Consider the following 15,655-nt stretch of genomic DNA (forward strand, 5'->3'; position numbering starts at 1 on the left):
CGAGTCGAACCGGGGGGCTCGATGCTCGGCCGCTCACTCGTCCGGCCGGGCTATCGCGGTTCCACACCTAACTGGCGGTCGTGACCGGGATCCGCTTGGAAGAATTCCTCCGGGTCGAAGGGGCGAGCCTCGCGCCGTTGTTTCTCGTAGATCTCGTCCGCCCACGCCCGCGCTTCAGCGGCGGGCGTGTCGATCACGGCCTCGAGTTGTGCCGATTCGCGGTCGTGCCCGCAGATACCGATACGGTCGTCCATGATGTTGAGCCCGCACCGGTCGTCGTCCGGCAGCGCGTCGTGGAGCAGTATCGTACAGTTTTCGCGTGCGAGGGCCTCGGCGGTCAACGACGGATTCCACGCCACGATCGCTCGCAGGATCTGCGGCGAGTAGATGTACTCCGTGTTCATCCCGTCGATGACGCGCTGACAGAATACCTCGAGGTTACCGGACTTGTACAGCGTCGTCCCGAAGCCCCGGATCGCGTCGGTGGACTCGAGCAACTGGGTGACGCGTTTGATCGGGCGATAGGGATACTCGGGCCCCGGAGCAGCGACCTCCGCGTCTTCGAACAGGTCGACCGTGAACCCGTCCATCTCGTGTGGAAGCCACTGCCAGACGTCGCGCAGCGTTCGCGCCGTCGACATCCCCGACCACAACTCGGCGAACCGCTCGGTGACGAACTCGCCCAGTAGCGTCAGTTCGTACCGCCCATCGTCGCGGACGATCCAGCCGCGGTCCTCGAAGTCCCGGATGATCCGGCCGACAGTCGGGTTCGACGCGTCGGTCGCAGCGCACAGGTCACGGCGGTCGCGAGGAGACTCGGCCAACGTCTCGAGGACCGCGACTCGATGCGCTGATCGCGCCAAAAATTCGATGTCGCGTATTGCTGTGTCCATTGATATCAGTACACAGTGGAAGGTAATACGTTTCGGGGGACCACCGATGGCGAAACAGCGAAGGGAACTGCTCTCAACAGGAGTAGATCCAGATCTTGTGCCCGTTGGAGCAGTGAGCGGTGTTGTACTCGCCGAAGGCCGCAGCGTACGGCCTCACCACGAACTCAGCGTCGGTATCCGAAACCGCGACGCTCGTCGGTCGGTCACAGCGCGGGCAGGCGACCTCGATCTCCTGCGACCGGTCCGTCGAGTACGCTCGCGAACTCTCCCTAGGCATCGGTGCTCATCTTGGCCCGCATGTGGTCGATGACCGCCGTGTGTTCGTGCTGCGGGCTAAAGAGAACGAATTCCGAATCCTCGTCGGCCCTGACGGTGTGTCCGGGCGGCCAGTAGAAGAGATCTCCGGCCACGTCGGTCTCTTCTGGCTCGTCCGTGTACCGGACGGTGAGCGTCCCCTCGAGGACGTACCCCCAGTGGGGGCACTGGCACGTGTCGTCTTCCAGTCCCTCGAGCAGCGGCGTGATGTCCGTTCCGGCGGAGAGCGTGAAGTACTCCCCGCTGAGTTCACCGTATCCGCTGGCGTTTCCGAAGCCTTCCTGCTGGCGAGCGACCGCGGCCGGCGTGTCGATCTTCGTCGGGATGTCGTCTTTTGCGTGTTTCATAGGGTTCACCCGGTTGCTGATCGTGGGAGTTCGTGACGACCCGCGCAGCCAACGACTGGCCCCGATTCCGACAGTGGGTTCGGTCGACCGCACCTTCCCGCCCGTCGTCGCCATCGATCTCCGCCGACCAGTACTACCCTGGAAGCGGCCGTCCAAGGAGTACTCACCTGGTGGAATATTTCACCGTCTGAAATCGGGCGCTCGAGCGTGGTCACGGACGTTCCCAGTATCAGAGACAGACCATCGAGGAACCGCGCATTCGACCGGATCGCTTTATGTGATTCCGTCCCGTGCATCGGTGGGATGCCCCTTCCACTCGCAAAGCGACGCGCCGCGGAACTCGATTCGGACGCCCGAGCGATACTCGACGAGGGAGTCGCAGTGGGAGCGCCCGACATCAGTCACCTCTCCCCCGAGCAGGCTCGAGCGGCTCTCAGCGACGTGTTCATACCGGACGGCGAACCCGAACCGGTCGCGTCCGTAACCGAGCGAAAGATCCCCGCCGACGCACGTGATATTCGAATTCGAGTGTACGATCCTGACCCGGACGAGACGCGTCCCGCGGTCGTCTACTTCCACGGCGGTGGCTGGGTCGCCGGGAGCCTGGACACCCACGACGGCGTCGCGCGGTCGCTGGCGAACGAGGGCGACTGCGTCGTCGTTTCCGTCGACTACCGGAAAGCACCGGAACACCCGTTTCCCGCGGCCGTGGAGGACGCGTACCTCGCCACGAAGTGGACCGGCGACAACGCCGACGAACTCGGAGCGAGCGAGGGATTGGCCGTCGCCGGCGAGAGCGCGGGCGGCACGCTCGCGACCGCCGTGACGCAGATGGCCGTCGCAAAGAGCACCGCCCCGCCGGATATCGATCATCAGGTGCTGTTCTATCCGGCGACCGACCACTCGTTCGACACGCCGTCGTACGAGGAGAACGCCGATGGATACTCGCTGACGGCGCGGTCTATGGTGTGGTTCTGGAACCAGTACCTTCGAGACAGTATCGACGGCGAGAACCCCTACGCGTCGCCGCTTCGTGCGCCCGAGCGTGTGCTCGCCGACCTGCCACCGGTGGCCCTCTTTACGTGCGGGTACGATCCGCTCCGCGACGAACAGTTCGCGTACACCGAGGCGCTTGCGGAAGCGGGCGTCCGCGTCGAACACCATCATTACGACGACATGATCCACGACTTCGTGAACATGCGTCGACTTGCCGACCCGTTTCCGGGAATCGAAGCGGCCGACGACGCGCGCCAACGGGCCGGCGCGGCACTCCGCACGGCGTTCGAGTAGACGGAGCTGCGAGCGGACACGGGGTGACCTCCGATGTGTCGGAGATGACGTACTCGCCTGACATCGGTCGTGAGTAGTCAGTTAACGGACCGATGCGTGTATCCGGGCTCTACGATTATCGCGTTCGACGTGGAACGGTAGCTGATGGCGCCCACAACCGTCTGTCTAACGTACGATTTCGACGCGGTGTCCGTCTGGATACACACGTTCGGAGCCGGTAACGCACCGACGCAACTGTCTCGAGGAGTGTACGGCGCGTGGGTCGGTGCGCCCCGCATACTCGACCTTCACGACGAGCACGACATCCCGGCGACGTGGTTCGTCCCCGGCCACACGATCGAAAGCTTCCCCAACCGAGTGGGTTCGGTTCACGACCGGGGGTACGAGGTTCAATGCCACGGCTGGAGCCACGTCAATCCGAGCACGTTCGATACCAAGGAAGCGGAGAAATCGGAGTACGAGCGGGCGATAACGAACATCGAGGACGTGACCGGGCGCACGCCGGTCGGCTTCCGATCGCCCGCGTGGGAGTTTTCGACACACACGCTCGCCATCCTCGAGGAACTCGGTTTCGAGTGGGACTCGAGCCAGATGGGGAACGATTTCCGGCCGTACTACCTCCGGAAAAACTGGAGCGCACCCGCCGACGGCCCCTACGAGATCGGTGACTCGACCGAGATCGTGGAAGTGCCGATCTCGTGGAAACGGGCGGATTTTCCGGCGCTGATGTTCGTCTGGGAGCAGTCGATACTGTGGGGGTTCGCCGACGAGCGATCGGTGTTCGACCTGTGGCAGGCCCAGTTCGACTGGCTGTACGAGAACGTCGACGGCGGGATCTTCACCCTCGCGATGCACCCACAGGTGATCGGACAGCCCCCGCGCACGGCGCGTCTGGAGGAACTGATCACCCACATGAAAACGAAACCGGACGTCGAGTTCGCAGCCCTCGGAACGGTCGTCGACGAGATCGAAGCCGGCGATCGGGAGATCTTCGAAGTGATGGGGGAACACGAGGAGAGTGGGATCTGAGCGTCCGGCAGGCCGTCCGCACACGAACGGTAGTCGACGGTCATCGAGCGGGCGTCACTCCTCGGCGAGCCCGATCGGTTGCGTACTGGTCACCCCGCCGTCGTCGTTCAGCAGGTGGGCGCGGACGTAGGGAACGTGATCGGCCGACAGCGAGATCGTCTCGTCGGTTGATACGACCTCCCCGTCGCTCACCCAGCCGAGATCGTCGTAGTCGGACGCCTCGATCGAGATCGCACCGGCATCGCGATCGACAGTGAGCGCGTCGACGAGCGGCCCCGGCGCTGGGTCCTCCGAGTCGGGATCCCACGTCTCGCGCCCGTGGAGCAACGTTCGACCGGCGATCATCGCGTTCGCCGCGGCCCGTCTCGAGGCGGGTTGGTCGGTCGGATCGAACTCGGTGTCGTCGAGCAACACGGTGGTCCAGTTGACGTCCAGGTCGGACCCGAGTTCGTACTCCGTCGGATCGTCGACGCCGAATCCCCAGAGCAGCCGATCGGGCGCGAACACCGAGAGCAGGGCGTCCCACAGCCGGAGATCGTGACCGAGGATCGACGTCCTGTTGAACACCTCGAGTCCGACCATGCCCTGTTCGCGCGTCCGGAACTCGAAGTCCGTCCGGTACCGTTCCCACGCGTCGTCCGGATCGCTCCACGCGTAGTAGAAAAACGGGTGGGCGAGGACTGCCAGCCCGCCGCCGTCGGCGGGGACGTGGTGGTCCGTTCGATCGACGATCGCGTGGGACTGTTCCCACCGGTCGGTGATCTCGTCACCGTCCACGTCGGCGTGAGCGAGCGTGCTGAAGAGCGATGAGACGTGTTCGTCGTACGCGAACTCACAGCCGGGAAAGGCGACGACGCCGAGTTCCTCGGGATTTCGATCCTCGAACGCGCCGTCGATGGTCGAAAAAGCCGTCCAGGGCCACGCGATCGGTCGACCCCCCTTGTCCGCAACGGCGTAGACGGTGTAGTCCAGTTCGCGGTAGCGGTCGACGACCTCCGCGGGTTCGGTCACCGCGCCGCGCACGTGGTTGTGGAACTCGCACTTGTGAGCGGTCACGGTCCGCCAGTCGACGGCGTCGTACGGATCGTAGACGACTCGGACGTCCGAATCGGCGAACTGTCCGTCGACCGATCCGCGCACGTCGGATGCTCGAGACCGTGGCGAGATCGGGAGGCTTACTGTGGCACCGACGGCAGTTCTCGAGAGGAATCGTCTGCGTTCCATACGTCCTCCACCCCAACCCCCGTCATAGGGTTGTCATCGGGTCGTCGTGACACTCCCGACTGCTGTCTCGAACGCCGTTCCAGACGGACCGGACATAGTGTGACAGAAAGCCCTCAGAATCGGGGAAAGCGAAGTTCGTAATCTGCGGCGGAGACTCGCCTGCGTTTTGAGATGAAGGCATCGCTTAGTCAGCGGAAACAGGAGCGTTCAGTCGGTCTTACTATCCCCTTCGGGGAATCCTCGTCCTCGAAAACGCGTTACGTTTTCGGGTGTGGCCCGAGATGGCCGCGCCATCTCGGCATCACGAGAGACGACCTCTCTCGAACGACAACGAGACGCGTTGCGTCTCGTCATGCCCCTTTAGGGCGGGGAGGATGTCAAAATTGTCCGAAAATGCTCCCGTCCGCGTACTTTCGCTCGTACTCCGCATCGTCCGCGATAAGTATGAGAATCCCCTCGACGAGTCCGAGGAGGGAAGGGATGCCCGTCCAGAAAAAGCAGAGGTAGAGGACGCCGTACTTGATGTTTCCTTGGTAGAATTTGTGCGCACCGATTCCACCGAGCAGAAGGGCCAAGATGCCGGCGACGATCTTGTCCGAGTTGGCGTCGCTACTGGTGGAGTACTGCCTCACGCCGCATTCCGGACAGATTTCCGCCTTTTTGTTTATCAACTCGCCGCATTCGAGACAGTATTTCTCGTTCTCGTTTCGGTTCCCGTCTCCCGCCTCGAGCGTGGTCGTCTGGGCGACGCCACAGCCAGGACAGCGTTCCGCGGTATCGTTGATCTGGTCCCCACAGTTGATGCAGTGTTTCATCGTGATCTCTTTTGGCTTGTCACAGCAGTCATAAAACATTAGCCATGTTTCAGTTCACCGGGCTGTAATGAATAGAGAAGAGCACCGGCGATAACCCCGTAGGCGACTCCCACGGCGGCGACGCGAAAATCGGCCGCGAGGAACAGTCGTGGCAAACCGACGCCGTACCCGTATCCGAGCAGAAAGCCCGTGGTCGTTCGAACGGCGTTGTACCCTCGACGGTCGGTAAACGTCGTCACCGTCCAGTCGACGAGCGCAGGAAGCGGGAAACCGAGGACGATCAACAGGGCGGTGGTCGACGAATGCGCGAGACCGGACGCGAACAGCGAGGCGGCGAGCGCGGCGAGTATCCCCGGGTACAGTCCCAGACACCGCGCACAGAAGTGGATCCGTCTGCCGAAGACCACGGGTGAGTAACACCGGTAGCGCTCGGACGGAACGTGGTGGGACAGGAGGTACGGCCACGTCCTCGAGAGTCCCTTTCGCACCTCCGCCCGGTCGATTCCCATACCGGATCTCAGCGACTGCGACGACTAAAAGTTGTGCGTAACCGACGGATCCGATTCCCGTCCATCGCGACACCGATGCAGTCGGTCGTGGCTCAGTACTGCGGGTTGGACGAGAGTTCGTCGTATTCGTAGGAGTAGGAGTTGATACCCGCTTCCTCACAGCGTGAACATAAGTTTGCTGGCAGAACATACGTCCGCTCACCCAATCCTTTCTCGAGATGTTTGCAAAATGCAATGGTGATCTCTCGATCTTCCGCGCTACCTTCTGCACCCTCGAGCACCACCGCCAGATCCGGATCGTCGTAATCCGGTTTGATGACGTAATCGCCCGGAGTGAAAGGGTTCTCCGCGTGCTCAAGATTAGTGTGTTTGTAGGTATAGAGCTTGATATCCTGATCGTCACAGTAGGATGCAAGCTTCGCGGGATGGATTTCGCGCCAGTTGCCAGGTCCGTCATCGAGCATATTCGGAAACGCGACACTGACGGCTTCGCCATCCATCGTCTGTCCATAGAGATTAACGTCTTGTTCCGGTGGGAGAACCTCTACGACCACAGCAACTGAAGCATCGGTATCTTCTGCTTTAACCACTCGATCGCCGGGTTTGAACGGGTTCTGTGGCTTCTGATTCATGTGGGCCGTGTTCGGCCCCAGATCCTGTAACTCGTTCATCGGACGCGCAGCGAGGTGCGCAAGCTTCTCCGGTTCCTCCCCGGAGTACGCCGTCTGCGTTTTGACTTTCGACTTGAGCGTTTCAGTTCGCTCCCAGCCAAGGAGAATAAGCGCATCTTCGTTGTCCCGATGCCAGACCATCACGATAATATCGTCGTCCGGATCGTTCTCGAGGATGTTTGCCGGACGAAACGCGGAGACGTCCCTCGAGGTTTTCACGTCGATTTCGTAGCCGAAGACGTCGAAGTCGTGACCGGAGAAACTCTCGGGATTACAGCGCCGGATCGCTTCTTCGTTCTCCCAGTCCCACATCTCGACGGGGAGGTATTCGCGGCAGAACTGCTCGAACGCGAGTTCGCCGAGGTTCCCGATCCGTTTGACATCTAAATTATCCGCACCCTGGATAACCGCTTGGTGATGTGCTCGCTCTCTATCGATTTCGTCCGGCGTATAGAGATACATTACGCTCTGGTTATTTGTTAGCGTAATGTATCTTACGCACGGGTAGCAGCTTGGGAAACAATACGACATCCGGGTTGGTCTATGGCCGATCTGCTACCCGTTGCTGTCTCACGATCACAGAGAACTACGTATTTGTTCGTGGCTAAAATAGGGTTCGCGTGCTAGTCCGCGTCAATAATTCGATTGACATAAGAACGGAAATCCGTTTCGTCACGAAGTAACGAGGTCTGTGCTACCGGATAGAATGACTCTATCGAACGTGGTAGTTACTGTCATTCCATGAACGGACTTTATGCTTCCAAGCAGTTAATAGATTATACAGTGATGGGTCATGGGCACACAACTATCGAAGTCATCTCTAGAGAACTACTCGATCCGAAACGTGCTCGTCGGATCGGCCACGTATCCGCTGAGAACACCAAATAAGAAAGTCGCGTTCCTCGTCGGCGGGCTGCTTCTGATTCCGGTGAGTATTGTAACGAGTATTCCGTGGGACGAAACGGCGAATTCGACCATCATCAACGTATTACTGCTGGGTTCAGCCCTGCTTTCGATACTCCCGATCGGATACTATGTGCGAGTTATCCAGCAGGTATCACGCGGAAACCGTGATCCACCCGCTTTCGACCTCGGGAACTGGAAGAGTTTGTTCAGCGTCGGTACAAGAGCGATCGTCATCTATATGATTTTTCTCTTCTATCCACAGAAAGCCATGGGCGCAGTAACTGGATTGCCGGGACAGATCAGCATAGAGGCGCTGGAGGGGTGGCTCGGGGGGATAATGACCGTCCTGTTGGTTTTCATCGCGAGCACCGTTGTCTATCCATCGACAGTTTTGAATTTTGTTCGTGAGGAGAAACTTCTTGACGCGTTCTCTCCGACGTTACTTCTCTCAATGATGGTCAATCGAAAGTTCATAATTGGGATAATCCCAGTCGCAATCATAACCCAGGTGATTTCGTTCACCATCTCGAGACTGGTTTTATCAGATCTTACTGGAGATTTTACCATCGGTCCGCTAACGATAGTCCTCGTCGGCCTGGCAGCGTTCTACCTGGGAATGTCGCTGAATTACGCTCTCGGTCGCCAGTTGGAGGCCGTACTCGTTACTGAGGCGGAGCAGGATACGGCCTTCGAACCGAGCTTTCGCCCACCGTTGAACGCTCTCACGGAATTGTATGAGGCAGGCGTTTTCACAGCAGATGAATATTACTTGAAGCGACGCGACCTCGACACAGTTACCGAAACAACGTCACCAGCGCCATCGACACAACTGACTACTGTTCGTCAACTCAATACACGCGGCATCGTATCGGACGAGGAGTTCGAAGCGACGAAGCAAGCGTTATCCACGGACACAGAGCACTCACAGACCGGTTCTACTGTCTCGGCTGACAACGGGGACTCGAACATTCGATCCGAGACGAGACCGCTGGAAGCGCTGTATCACCTGTACGAAGAGGGGATTTTGACCAAAGCCGAATACGAAGAGATACAGCGAACCCTCAGAGAACAAACTAATTCGAAGGTGCCCGACGATCAATATCCGTCGAAGATTGCTGCACAACTTACCGACCTCGAGTACGTACACGAACTAGAACTAGTTACCGACCGAGAATATGCAGAAAAGCGACAGCAGATAGAGGACCAGTCCTCATTGTAAACAGGCGTGCATTCACGACGACAGTAGTCTAGCACTCGCATGAATAATGGTTAAGAATTTGGACGGCATAGGTACAGAAGAGATGGAGGAAGGACGAGGGGGACACACACGTCGTCGTGTTCTGATGGCCGTCGGCGGATCTGTGAGTATCGTTCTGTCCGGCTGTCTATCGATACCCGAAAACTCGATTAACGGGGATAACGCCACTGAAAACGGTACCACCCTGCCACCGGACGGGCAACCGGATCCGGAGGCGTTGCCCCATCCAGAAGAAGATCCGGACGCGCCCAACGCCGATCCGGAGGTGTTAGCGAAGTATACGAGTTCCCAATTCGCGTACAGTACGTTGTATCCGGAAGCATGGAGTATCGATGAGAGCGATCCCACGACAGTCGCGTTCCTTCCAGCGGATGAGGTCGGCGGACAGAAACTGTATACCTTCTCGAACGAGGAATCGCTGTCCGTAGAGGAGTTTGCGGAACGGTGGCTTACCACCGCCAGCGATACTGCCGCAACGTACGATGTGGTAGAATCAAGATATGTGACGATTCCGAGTGGCCAGACGGGGATTATCTACGACATCGATTCAACGTATGAGAGTGGTGAATTCCGGCAAAAGGTGCTCGTCGTTACAGCAAGCGTAGCCCAGTACGTGAACGAATTTTGGCTGTCTGCGGACGTGTATACCGAAAAAGTCGACCAATTCGTCGATCTCATCTCCGAATCGCTGACACTACTTTCGGCTGAAACAGGGTAGTCCGACTGCCTGAGAGAGCGTCGCTCCCGCTCCGGTTACGCCGAGGAGAACGTCACTTCGACTCGTACTCGACGAGTTCGACCTCGAGTTCGAGGTCGCCGTCCTCGGTGTAGGTGGCCACGTAGGGGGCGATTCCGACCTCCGAGGCGCGGAGACAGCCCTGCTTGGAGCGGTCGCCGTCGATCGTCGTCTCGACGAGGGAACACTCGACCCCCGCGTAGGAGCGTTTCTCCGTGACCTCGGTGATCTGGGTCCCCTCGTCGGTGGTGGTCTGTTTGCGGTTGCCGACCGAGGGGTTCGTAAAGCCCATTTCGACATAGTAGAGCAGAGAGACGCTCTGGAGCGCCAAGATCGGCTTGTGAGCCGGTGTGAGGAACAGTTGGCCGGACACCTCGTCGCCAGGAGCGGTTACGGTCGACTGATACTGCTCGTCGCCGAACTCGTAGTCGACGCTCGTCGTTACCTCCTCGCCGGCGTCCTCGATGTCGTACACCAGCCGCCCGGTGACCTGTTCGCCGGTCTCCTCGTCCATCCCCGCGAGGTCGAAGGCGTAGTAGCCCGGTCGACTCAGGTTGAACCAGTCGTCGTCCGCGTCGGCTCCGTCGCCGATCATCGAGCCGAGACCGTCGTCGTCAGCATCACCGCTGTCGGCCCCACTGTCGTCCGCCGCATCGTTCTCGCCGTCCTCGAGGTCACCCAGCCCGCCCGTCCCGGTACAGCCCGCGAGGGCGACCGAGAGGACGACCACAACCGTCAGAACGGTGTGGGCAGTCAGCTTCGCGTTCAGCAATCGATCCAGTCCGGATTGTCCGTGTGATTCGTCCATGTGTCGTAGTTCCGTTTTCAGTTCGTTTCGACGGCGAACGACTCGACGATCCGCGCGGCGAGTTCGTCGAGACCGTCATCGTCGTTCCAGTCCACCCCGAGGACGTAGCCGGTCTCGCCCTCGCGGACGAAGAGGTAGGTGAGCCGCCAGCGCTCGCCGTCGGGTTCGCCCCAGTAGGCGTAATCGACCACCCGACCCATCCCCCCGCTCTCGAGGAAGACGTCCCGGCGATCGAGGCGTTCGATCGCCCGGACGTGCTCGTCAGCTGCGAGCGTCTCGAGGAAGCCCGCGACGTAGTCCGCCAGCGTGAGGTCGCCGCCCTCGTCGACGGAGACGGTCGCACCGGCCGAGCCTATCCGGTCGTCGAACGACGTCCCGCCTGCCGGCTCCGCCTTCGCGGACCAGGTAGCCGGATACGCGAGCCGGTAGCCGTACTCGTCGTCAGCATAGGTCTCGAACGACGATATCGATCCTGTCCCGTCCATCCCCACGTCGCTGTTCCCGTCCGCCCGTCCGTCGGTCGCTCGTCCAGCGGTATTCCCTGTTTCCTCTCGGTTCGTGGGCACGGCTCCGCCTCAGACCAGTTTGTCGGCGATTCCCGCGACAACGGGCAGTCGGGTGGTCTTGCCCCGGTAGGTCGTGACGATGAGGTAGACCCAGACCGCGAACCCGCCGAGCGTGAGTCCCAGCCAGACCAATCCGAGGAGCAACGAGATGATGCTCCCGATGATGACTGTACTCGTACTGGCGAACATGACCGTCGTAAGGATCGTTCCGCCGATGCTCAGTACGATAGAAGCCAGTACGACCAGCCCGGAAACGACGATGCTCTGAGCGGCGTGAAACCGCACGAACTGGTTGTCTCCTTCGATCAGGAAGAAGATCAGCCCCGAGACGAACCCGAACAGATACGAAAGCGCCCCCGCGACGTTCTCGTCGAGTCCCGATTCGGTTTCCGTTGGTTCCGTCATACGTTCGGCCTCGAGATCGACGTCCTGTGTATTGCTTGCCATTGGTAGTTTCGACGAGGAATCCGCGCCCAGTAGCGCCTTCCTCCGGTACCAATCGGAAGGAGCGACGGTCAATTATATGAACCGGGTGAGATCATTCCAGATGCTGGGATCGTCTCAGACCGTGGAACGACGTTCAGCGAGTGAACCAGTTTCTCCGGAGCTATCCAAGGGTTCGAGCCGCCAGATTACTGACGGAGGGCCGATAAACGACCAGTGAAGTTAATATCGACATGAGTTAGGTTAACGTGGGGATGGATATCGAGGAGCTCATCGAAATTGTCAGGCAAAAGCCAGTACTCGACGCGTTACGAGAGGAGGGGGCGCTCGATCGGCGAGAGTTAGAACAGCACCTGAACGTCTCCCGGTCGACCGTCCACCGGTTCACCCGATCGCTCAGGGACAGCGGCGTGATCGAACGCACCGGCGGCGAGTTCGTCCTCACGCCACTGGGCGAGGTGGCCGCCGAAGAGATTGCCGAATTTCAGTCGACGGTCGAGGCAGCGTGGGACCTCGCACCGGTCCTCCGGGTTACCGCCGCCCACGATATCGACATCGATCTCGAGGCGTTTACAGGTGCGACCGTGACGACCGCTGCGCCCGGAACGCCCTATCGTCCGGTGAACCGATTCATGTCGCTGGTACGGACGACCGAGACGTTACGCGGCCTCGATCCGGCCTCCATCAACCCGCTCCACCTTGACGAACTGTACGACTGCATCAGTACCGAGATGGAAACGGAGGCCGTCTATCCGCTCGCAGTCGTCGAAGAACTCCTCGCGTCGCACCCGGAACGGGCACGGACAGTCATCGGGAGCGGAAATCTAACGTTCTGGATCCACGACGAGCTCCCGTTCGGACTGACGCTCTGTGACGACCGGATCGGAGTCGGCGTGTACGACGACGAGACGGGGCTGTTGCGCACGTACGTCGATACCGATTCCTCGACCGCACGCGAGTGGGCCGAGGACGTCTACACGACCTATCGCGCCGAAGCGACTCCCCTCGCGGAAGCGGTCGATCTCGACCGATTGTTATCTGATTCAGCAGCGTCCAGCGGGTAGCGCAGTAGGGCGTTCGACCGTCGGCACGATCGGAACGAGAAACTGTGGGGATGCGAATAGACGATCCCGGATATTCGCGGACGTATCGAATCGATTGGTCGTCTCGTTATTACCTGACACGGGAGATACTTCCGCCCAGCATGGGCGAAACGGGCACGCGGACCGCTCGAGGATAACGGAGTTTCGATACTGAAGGGATCAACGAACGACGAGTGGTGCACGTAAATCGGTGGCCTCGGCACTCATAGGGCTCGTCACCACCGGGTGCCGAGTCCGGTTCGGAGCGAGTGATTCGTCATCAGCCACTCGAGCGTAACGCAGCCGCTCCAAAGACGGTTTGGATTACTCGAGAAGACCCTCGCCCACCCTATCGCGCTTTGGAGTCCGCAAAGGCGGCGTTGAACTCGTCGATCAGGTTCTCGAGGCGCGCCGTGTCCCGGTGGGCAAACGTCCGGGGGGCGCGGTCGGTGGCCGTCCGCGGGTCAGTGCTGATCTCGGGGGCCGTGGTTCGAGTGGGTCGGTTCGGGTGCGATTCGGTCGCGGTCTGGAAGTGTGGTGTGCTCATGTCGGTCGGAGAGGTGGCGTCGTCGGGAGCCGATACTGGGTCGTCGAAAGAGAGGGGCGTGAGTTCACGCTACTACGTGTACGACCGACATCTGTACGCAACCGTATACGCCCCATAGTTATAAAAGTTCATGATAGACAATGGTGCTTCGTTCATCGTATGAAATTAAACCGCGTCTCGACTCGAGGGAGCGCTCACAACAGCAGTAAGGCGGCCATACTCCGATAGATTAAGACCGTCTGGAGATGTTTCCTCGAGTAGAGACTCCAATGGGCGACGACGGTCACGATACCGACGCCAGTCACCACGGTGACGACAATCACCGTCCCCTCGACAGCGACGAGGACGCCGACAGCGACGCCAGCGGCGTCGACACGCCGGACGTGAGTTTCGTGATCCCCACGCGGAACGAGGCCGACTATCTCCGGGGAACGCTCGCGAGTATCGCCGCGCTGGATACGAGCTACAGCTACGAAACGATCGTCGTCGACGGGAACTCGACCGACGGGACGCGCGCGGTCGCTCGCGAGTACGGCGCGATCGTACTCGACGAAGACGACTCGAGCATCGCGGCCGCGAGAAATCTCGGGGCCGACCGCGCCGGCGGTGAGTGGCTCGTCTTCATCGACGCGGATACCGAACTGCGGGCCGACTACCTGACGAAACTGCTCGGTTACCTCGAGGCCGACGGCCTCGCCGCGGCGAGTTCGCGCTGCCGGATCACCGGGCCCCGACGGGCGAAGGTGATGGAAGCGACGATCAACTACGTCTTCCCCCGGCTCGAGCGCCCGATTTTGCCGGGATTCAACTGCGTCGTCCACCACGGGGCGTTCGACGAACTCGGCGGCTTTCCGGACGTGCCCAACGAAGATACGGCGTTCAGTCGCCGACTGGCCGGTCGGTATCCGACGGGGTACTGTCCCGCGGTGTTGGTCGAGAGTTCGGGCCGCCGGATCGCCGAGGACGGACTCACCGGAACGCTCTGGCACTACGTGACGCTGGACGTCGAACGAATTCGTCGAACGAACCGCAGCGAGTTCACGCCGTAGTCCGACCGTTCGTGGCCGCGAGTCACGGCCGGCTCAGCACCGTCACTGGAGCGTTTCATCGTCACGGAAGCGCTTTCACACTGCGGGAGCGGTTTTTCGACTGCCGTGGCGACTCCACCGGGACGGTTCCACCGGAAGGCCAGGATCCCCTCGAGAGCGAACCGCCGGTGACATCCTTCCCGGCGTAGCCGGAGCGGGAACGTCGTTCCATCGGGCGGTTGGCTGCGCCAGATAACGCCGGACTCCTACCGCAGACGGGATGGCCCACCTCGGGAACTGCGGCGACGGGCGTCTCCTCGTCGCCGGCGCGTTGCACACGCAAGAACTCTTGTCGACGGATCCACGAGTAACCGTATGACACCGACGCTCCCGCGGCTCGGTCTCGGCACGATGGGAATCGACGATCCGGAGACGATCGACGCCGCACTCGACCTCGGCTACCGTCACCTCGATACGGCTCAGGTCTACGGCAACGAGCGCGTCGTCGGCGACGGACTCGCCCAGAGCGACGTTCCGCGGGAAGAGGTAACCGTCGCGACGAAGGTGTGGGCCGACAGCTTGGCTCCCGAAGACGTCCGTCGAACGACCGAGGAGAGCCTCGACCGGCTCGACCTCGAGTCGGTCGACCTGCTCTACGTCCACCGCCCGATCGAGACGTACGACCCGGAGACGACGCTGCCCGCCTTCGACGACCTGCGCGCGGACGGACTGATCGACGCTGTCGGGTTGAGCAACTTCGCCGTCGACGAACTCGAGACGGCCCGCGAGTTCCTCGATGCGCCGATCGCGGCCCACCAGGTGGAGTTCCACCCGCTGTTCCAGCCCGAAGGGGTCCTCGAACACGCTCGCGAGCACGAGTATCCGATCGTCGCCTACTCGCCGCTGGCCGGCGGACGCGTCCGCGATATCGACGAGGTCGTCGCGGTCGCCGAGGCGCACGACACGACGCCGGAGGCGGTCGCGATCGCGTGGCTGCTCGCGAAGGAGGGCGTGACGACGATTCCGAAGGCGAGCAGCCGCGCCCATCTCGAGGCGAATCTCGCTGCTGCCGAACTCGAACTCGACGGCGAGGCGTGCGAGCGGATCGACGGGCTCGAGCGGACGGCGGAGCTGTTTCCCGAATAACGTCCGACCCGGCCGGACCACGGCGGTGATTCGGCCGACTG

At 60.9% G+C, this 15,655-nt stretch carries 18 protein-coding genes; 7 read left to right on the plus strand and 11 right to left on the minus strand.

Features of this window, described 5'->3' with window-relative positions:
• Window positions 1-50 precede the first annotated feature (50 nt).
• From DWB23_RS04295 to DWB23_RS04305, 3 genes are all read right to left on the minus strand, one after another.
• A complete protein-coding gene (locus DWB23_RS04295) occupies window positions 51-893 on the minus strand; it encodes a helix-turn-helix transcriptional regulator (RefSeq protein ID WP_121741549.1) in 843 nt (280 codons plus the stop codon).
• Between the two features lie 73 nt (window positions 894-966).
• Window positions 967-1,170 (minus strand): hypothetical protein, encoded by a 204-nt coding sequence (locus DWB23_RS04300; protein ID WP_121741550.1) that lies wholly within the window; start codon window positions 1,168-1,170, stop codon window positions 967-969.
• Window positions 1,163-1,555 (minus strand): cupin domain-containing protein, encoded by a 393-nt coding sequence (locus DWB23_RS04305; RefSeq protein ID WP_121741551.1) that lies wholly within the window; start codon window positions 1,553-1,555, stop codon window positions 1,163-1,165. Before DWB23_RS04305 ends, DWB23_RS04300 begins: the two co-directional genes overlap by 8 nt.
• 303 nt (window positions 1,556-1,858) lie before the next feature.
• On the opposite strand from DWB23_RS04305, the gene DWB23_RS04310 reads away from it, so the two are divergent.
• Together DWB23_RS04310 and DWB23_RS04315 are read left to right on the plus strand one after the other, a co-directional pair.
• Window positions 1,859-2,845, plus strand: a complete 987-nt coding sequence (locus tag DWB23_RS04310) for an alpha/beta hydrolase (protein ID WP_121741552.1) — start codon at window positions 1,859-1,861, stop codon at window positions 2,843-2,845.
• Between the two features lie 144 nt (window positions 2,846-2,989).
• Complete coding sequence (locus tag DWB23_RS04315) at window positions 2,990-3,874, plus strand: polysaccharide deacetylase family protein (RefSeq protein WP_121741553.1); 885 nt, start codon at window positions 2,990-2,992, stop codon at window positions 3,872-3,874.
• A gap of 54 nt (window positions 3,875-3,928) precedes the next feature.
• Here the strand turns inward: DWB23_RS04315 and DWB23_RS04320 are convergent, their stop codons facing one another.
• The 4 genes from DWB23_RS04320 to DWB23_RS04335 all read right to left on the minus strand — a co-directional run bounded on the left by DWB23_RS04320 (window position 3,929) and on the right by DWB23_RS04335 (window position 7,555).
• On the minus strand, window positions 3,929-5,098 hold the full coding sequence (locus DWB23_RS04320) for a hypothetical protein (RefSeq protein ID WP_162989743.1): 1,170 nt from the start codon (window positions 5,096-5,098) through the stop codon (window positions 3,929-3,931).
• Window positions 5,099-5,475: 377 nt separating this feature from the next.
• On the minus strand, window positions 5,476-5,913 hold the full coding sequence (locus DWB23_RS04325) for a TM2 domain-containing protein (protein WP_121741924.1): 438 nt from the start codon (window positions 5,911-5,913) through the stop codon (window positions 5,476-5,478).
• A gap of 38 nt (window positions 5,914-5,951) precedes the next feature.
• Entirely contained in the window at window positions 5,952-6,422 is a 471-nt protein-coding gene (locus DWB23_RS04330; protein ID WP_121741555.1) for a DUF2085 domain-containing protein, read from the minus strand.
• A 92-nt stretch (window positions 6,423-6,514) separates the two neighbouring features.
• A complete protein-coding gene (locus DWB23_RS04335) occupies window positions 6,515-7,555 on the minus strand; it encodes a hypothetical protein (protein ID WP_121741556.1) in 1,041 nt (346 codons plus the stop codon).
• 331 nt (window positions 7,556-7,886) lie between these two features.
• On the opposite strand from DWB23_RS04335, the gene DWB23_RS04340 reads away from it, so the two are divergent.
• A complete protein-coding gene (locus tag DWB23_RS04340; protein WP_121741557.1) occupies window positions 7,887-9,218 on the plus strand; it encodes a DUF4013 domain-containing protein in 1,332 nt (443 codons plus the stop codon).
• A 124-nt stretch (window positions 9,219-9,342) separates the two neighbouring features.
• Window positions 9,343-9,975, plus strand: coding sequence for a hypothetical protein (locus DWB23_RS04345; RefSeq protein WP_121741558.1), 633 nt, complete (start codon window positions 9,343-9,345; stop codon window positions 9,973-9,975).
• 52 nt (window positions 9,976-10,027) lie between these two features.
• Here DWB23_RS04345 and DWB23_RS04350 read toward each other — a convergent pair whose 3' ends face one another.
• Genes DWB23_RS04350 through DWB23_RS04360 form a run of 3 tightly spaced genes read right to left on the minus strand, consistent with a single transcriptional unit; the run spans window position 10,028 to window position 11,814 of the window.
• On the minus strand, window positions 10,028-10,801 hold the full coding sequence (locus DWB23_RS04350; protein WP_121741559.1) for a hypothetical protein: 774 nt from the start codon (window positions 10,799-10,801) through the stop codon (window positions 10,028-10,030).
• A gap of 17 nt (window positions 10,802-10,818) precedes the next feature.
• On the minus strand, window positions 10,819-11,367 hold the full coding sequence (locus DWB23_RS04355) for a hypothetical protein (RefSeq protein ID WP_162989744.1): 549 nt from the start codon (window positions 11,365-11,367) through the stop codon (window positions 10,819-10,821).
• Window positions 11,368-11,376: 9 nt separating this feature from the next.
• Window positions 11,377-11,814: a DUF4870 domain-containing protein gene (locus tag DWB23_RS04360; RefSeq protein WP_121741561.1), complete on the minus strand. Its 438-nt coding sequence runs from the start codon at window positions 11,812-11,814 to the stop codon at window positions 11,377-11,379.
• A 251-nt stretch (window positions 11,815-12,065) separates the two neighbouring features.
• Here DWB23_RS04360 and DWB23_RS04365 point away from each other — a divergent pair, with 251 nt between their 5' ends.
• On the plus strand, window positions 12,066-12,875 hold the full coding sequence (locus tag DWB23_RS04365) for a helix-turn-helix transcriptional regulator (protein WP_121741562.1): 810 nt from the start codon (window positions 12,066-12,068) through the stop codon (window positions 12,873-12,875).
• A gap of 367 nt (window positions 12,876-13,242) precedes the next feature.
• On the opposite strand, the gene DWB23_RS04370 is transcribed toward DWB23_RS04365, so the two are convergent.
• Complete coding sequence (locus tag DWB23_RS04370; RefSeq protein WP_121741563.1) at window positions 13,243-13,440, minus strand: hypothetical protein; 198 nt, start codon at window positions 13,438-13,440, stop codon at window positions 13,243-13,245.
• Between the two features lie 269 nt (window positions 13,441-13,709).
• On the opposite strand from DWB23_RS04370, the gene DWB23_RS04375 reads away from it, so the two are divergent.
• Window positions 13,710-14,489 (plus strand): glycosyltransferase, encoded by a 780-nt coding sequence (locus DWB23_RS04375; protein ID WP_121741564.1) that lies wholly within the window; start codon window positions 13,710-13,712, stop codon window positions 14,487-14,489.
• Between the two features lie 354 nt (window positions 14,490-14,843).
• Window positions 14,844-15,614: an aldo/keto reductase gene (locus DWB23_RS04380; RefSeq protein WP_238717341.1), complete on the plus strand. Its 771-nt coding sequence runs from the start codon at window positions 14,844-14,846 to the stop codon at window positions 15,612-15,614.
• Window positions 15,615-15,655 lie beyond the last annotated feature (41 nt).

The organism is Natronorubrum halophilum, assembly GCF_003670115.1.
GTDB classification, from domain to species: domain Archaea; phylum Halobacteriota; class Halobacteria; order Halobacteriales; family Natrialbaceae; genus Natronorubrum; species Natronorubrum halophilum.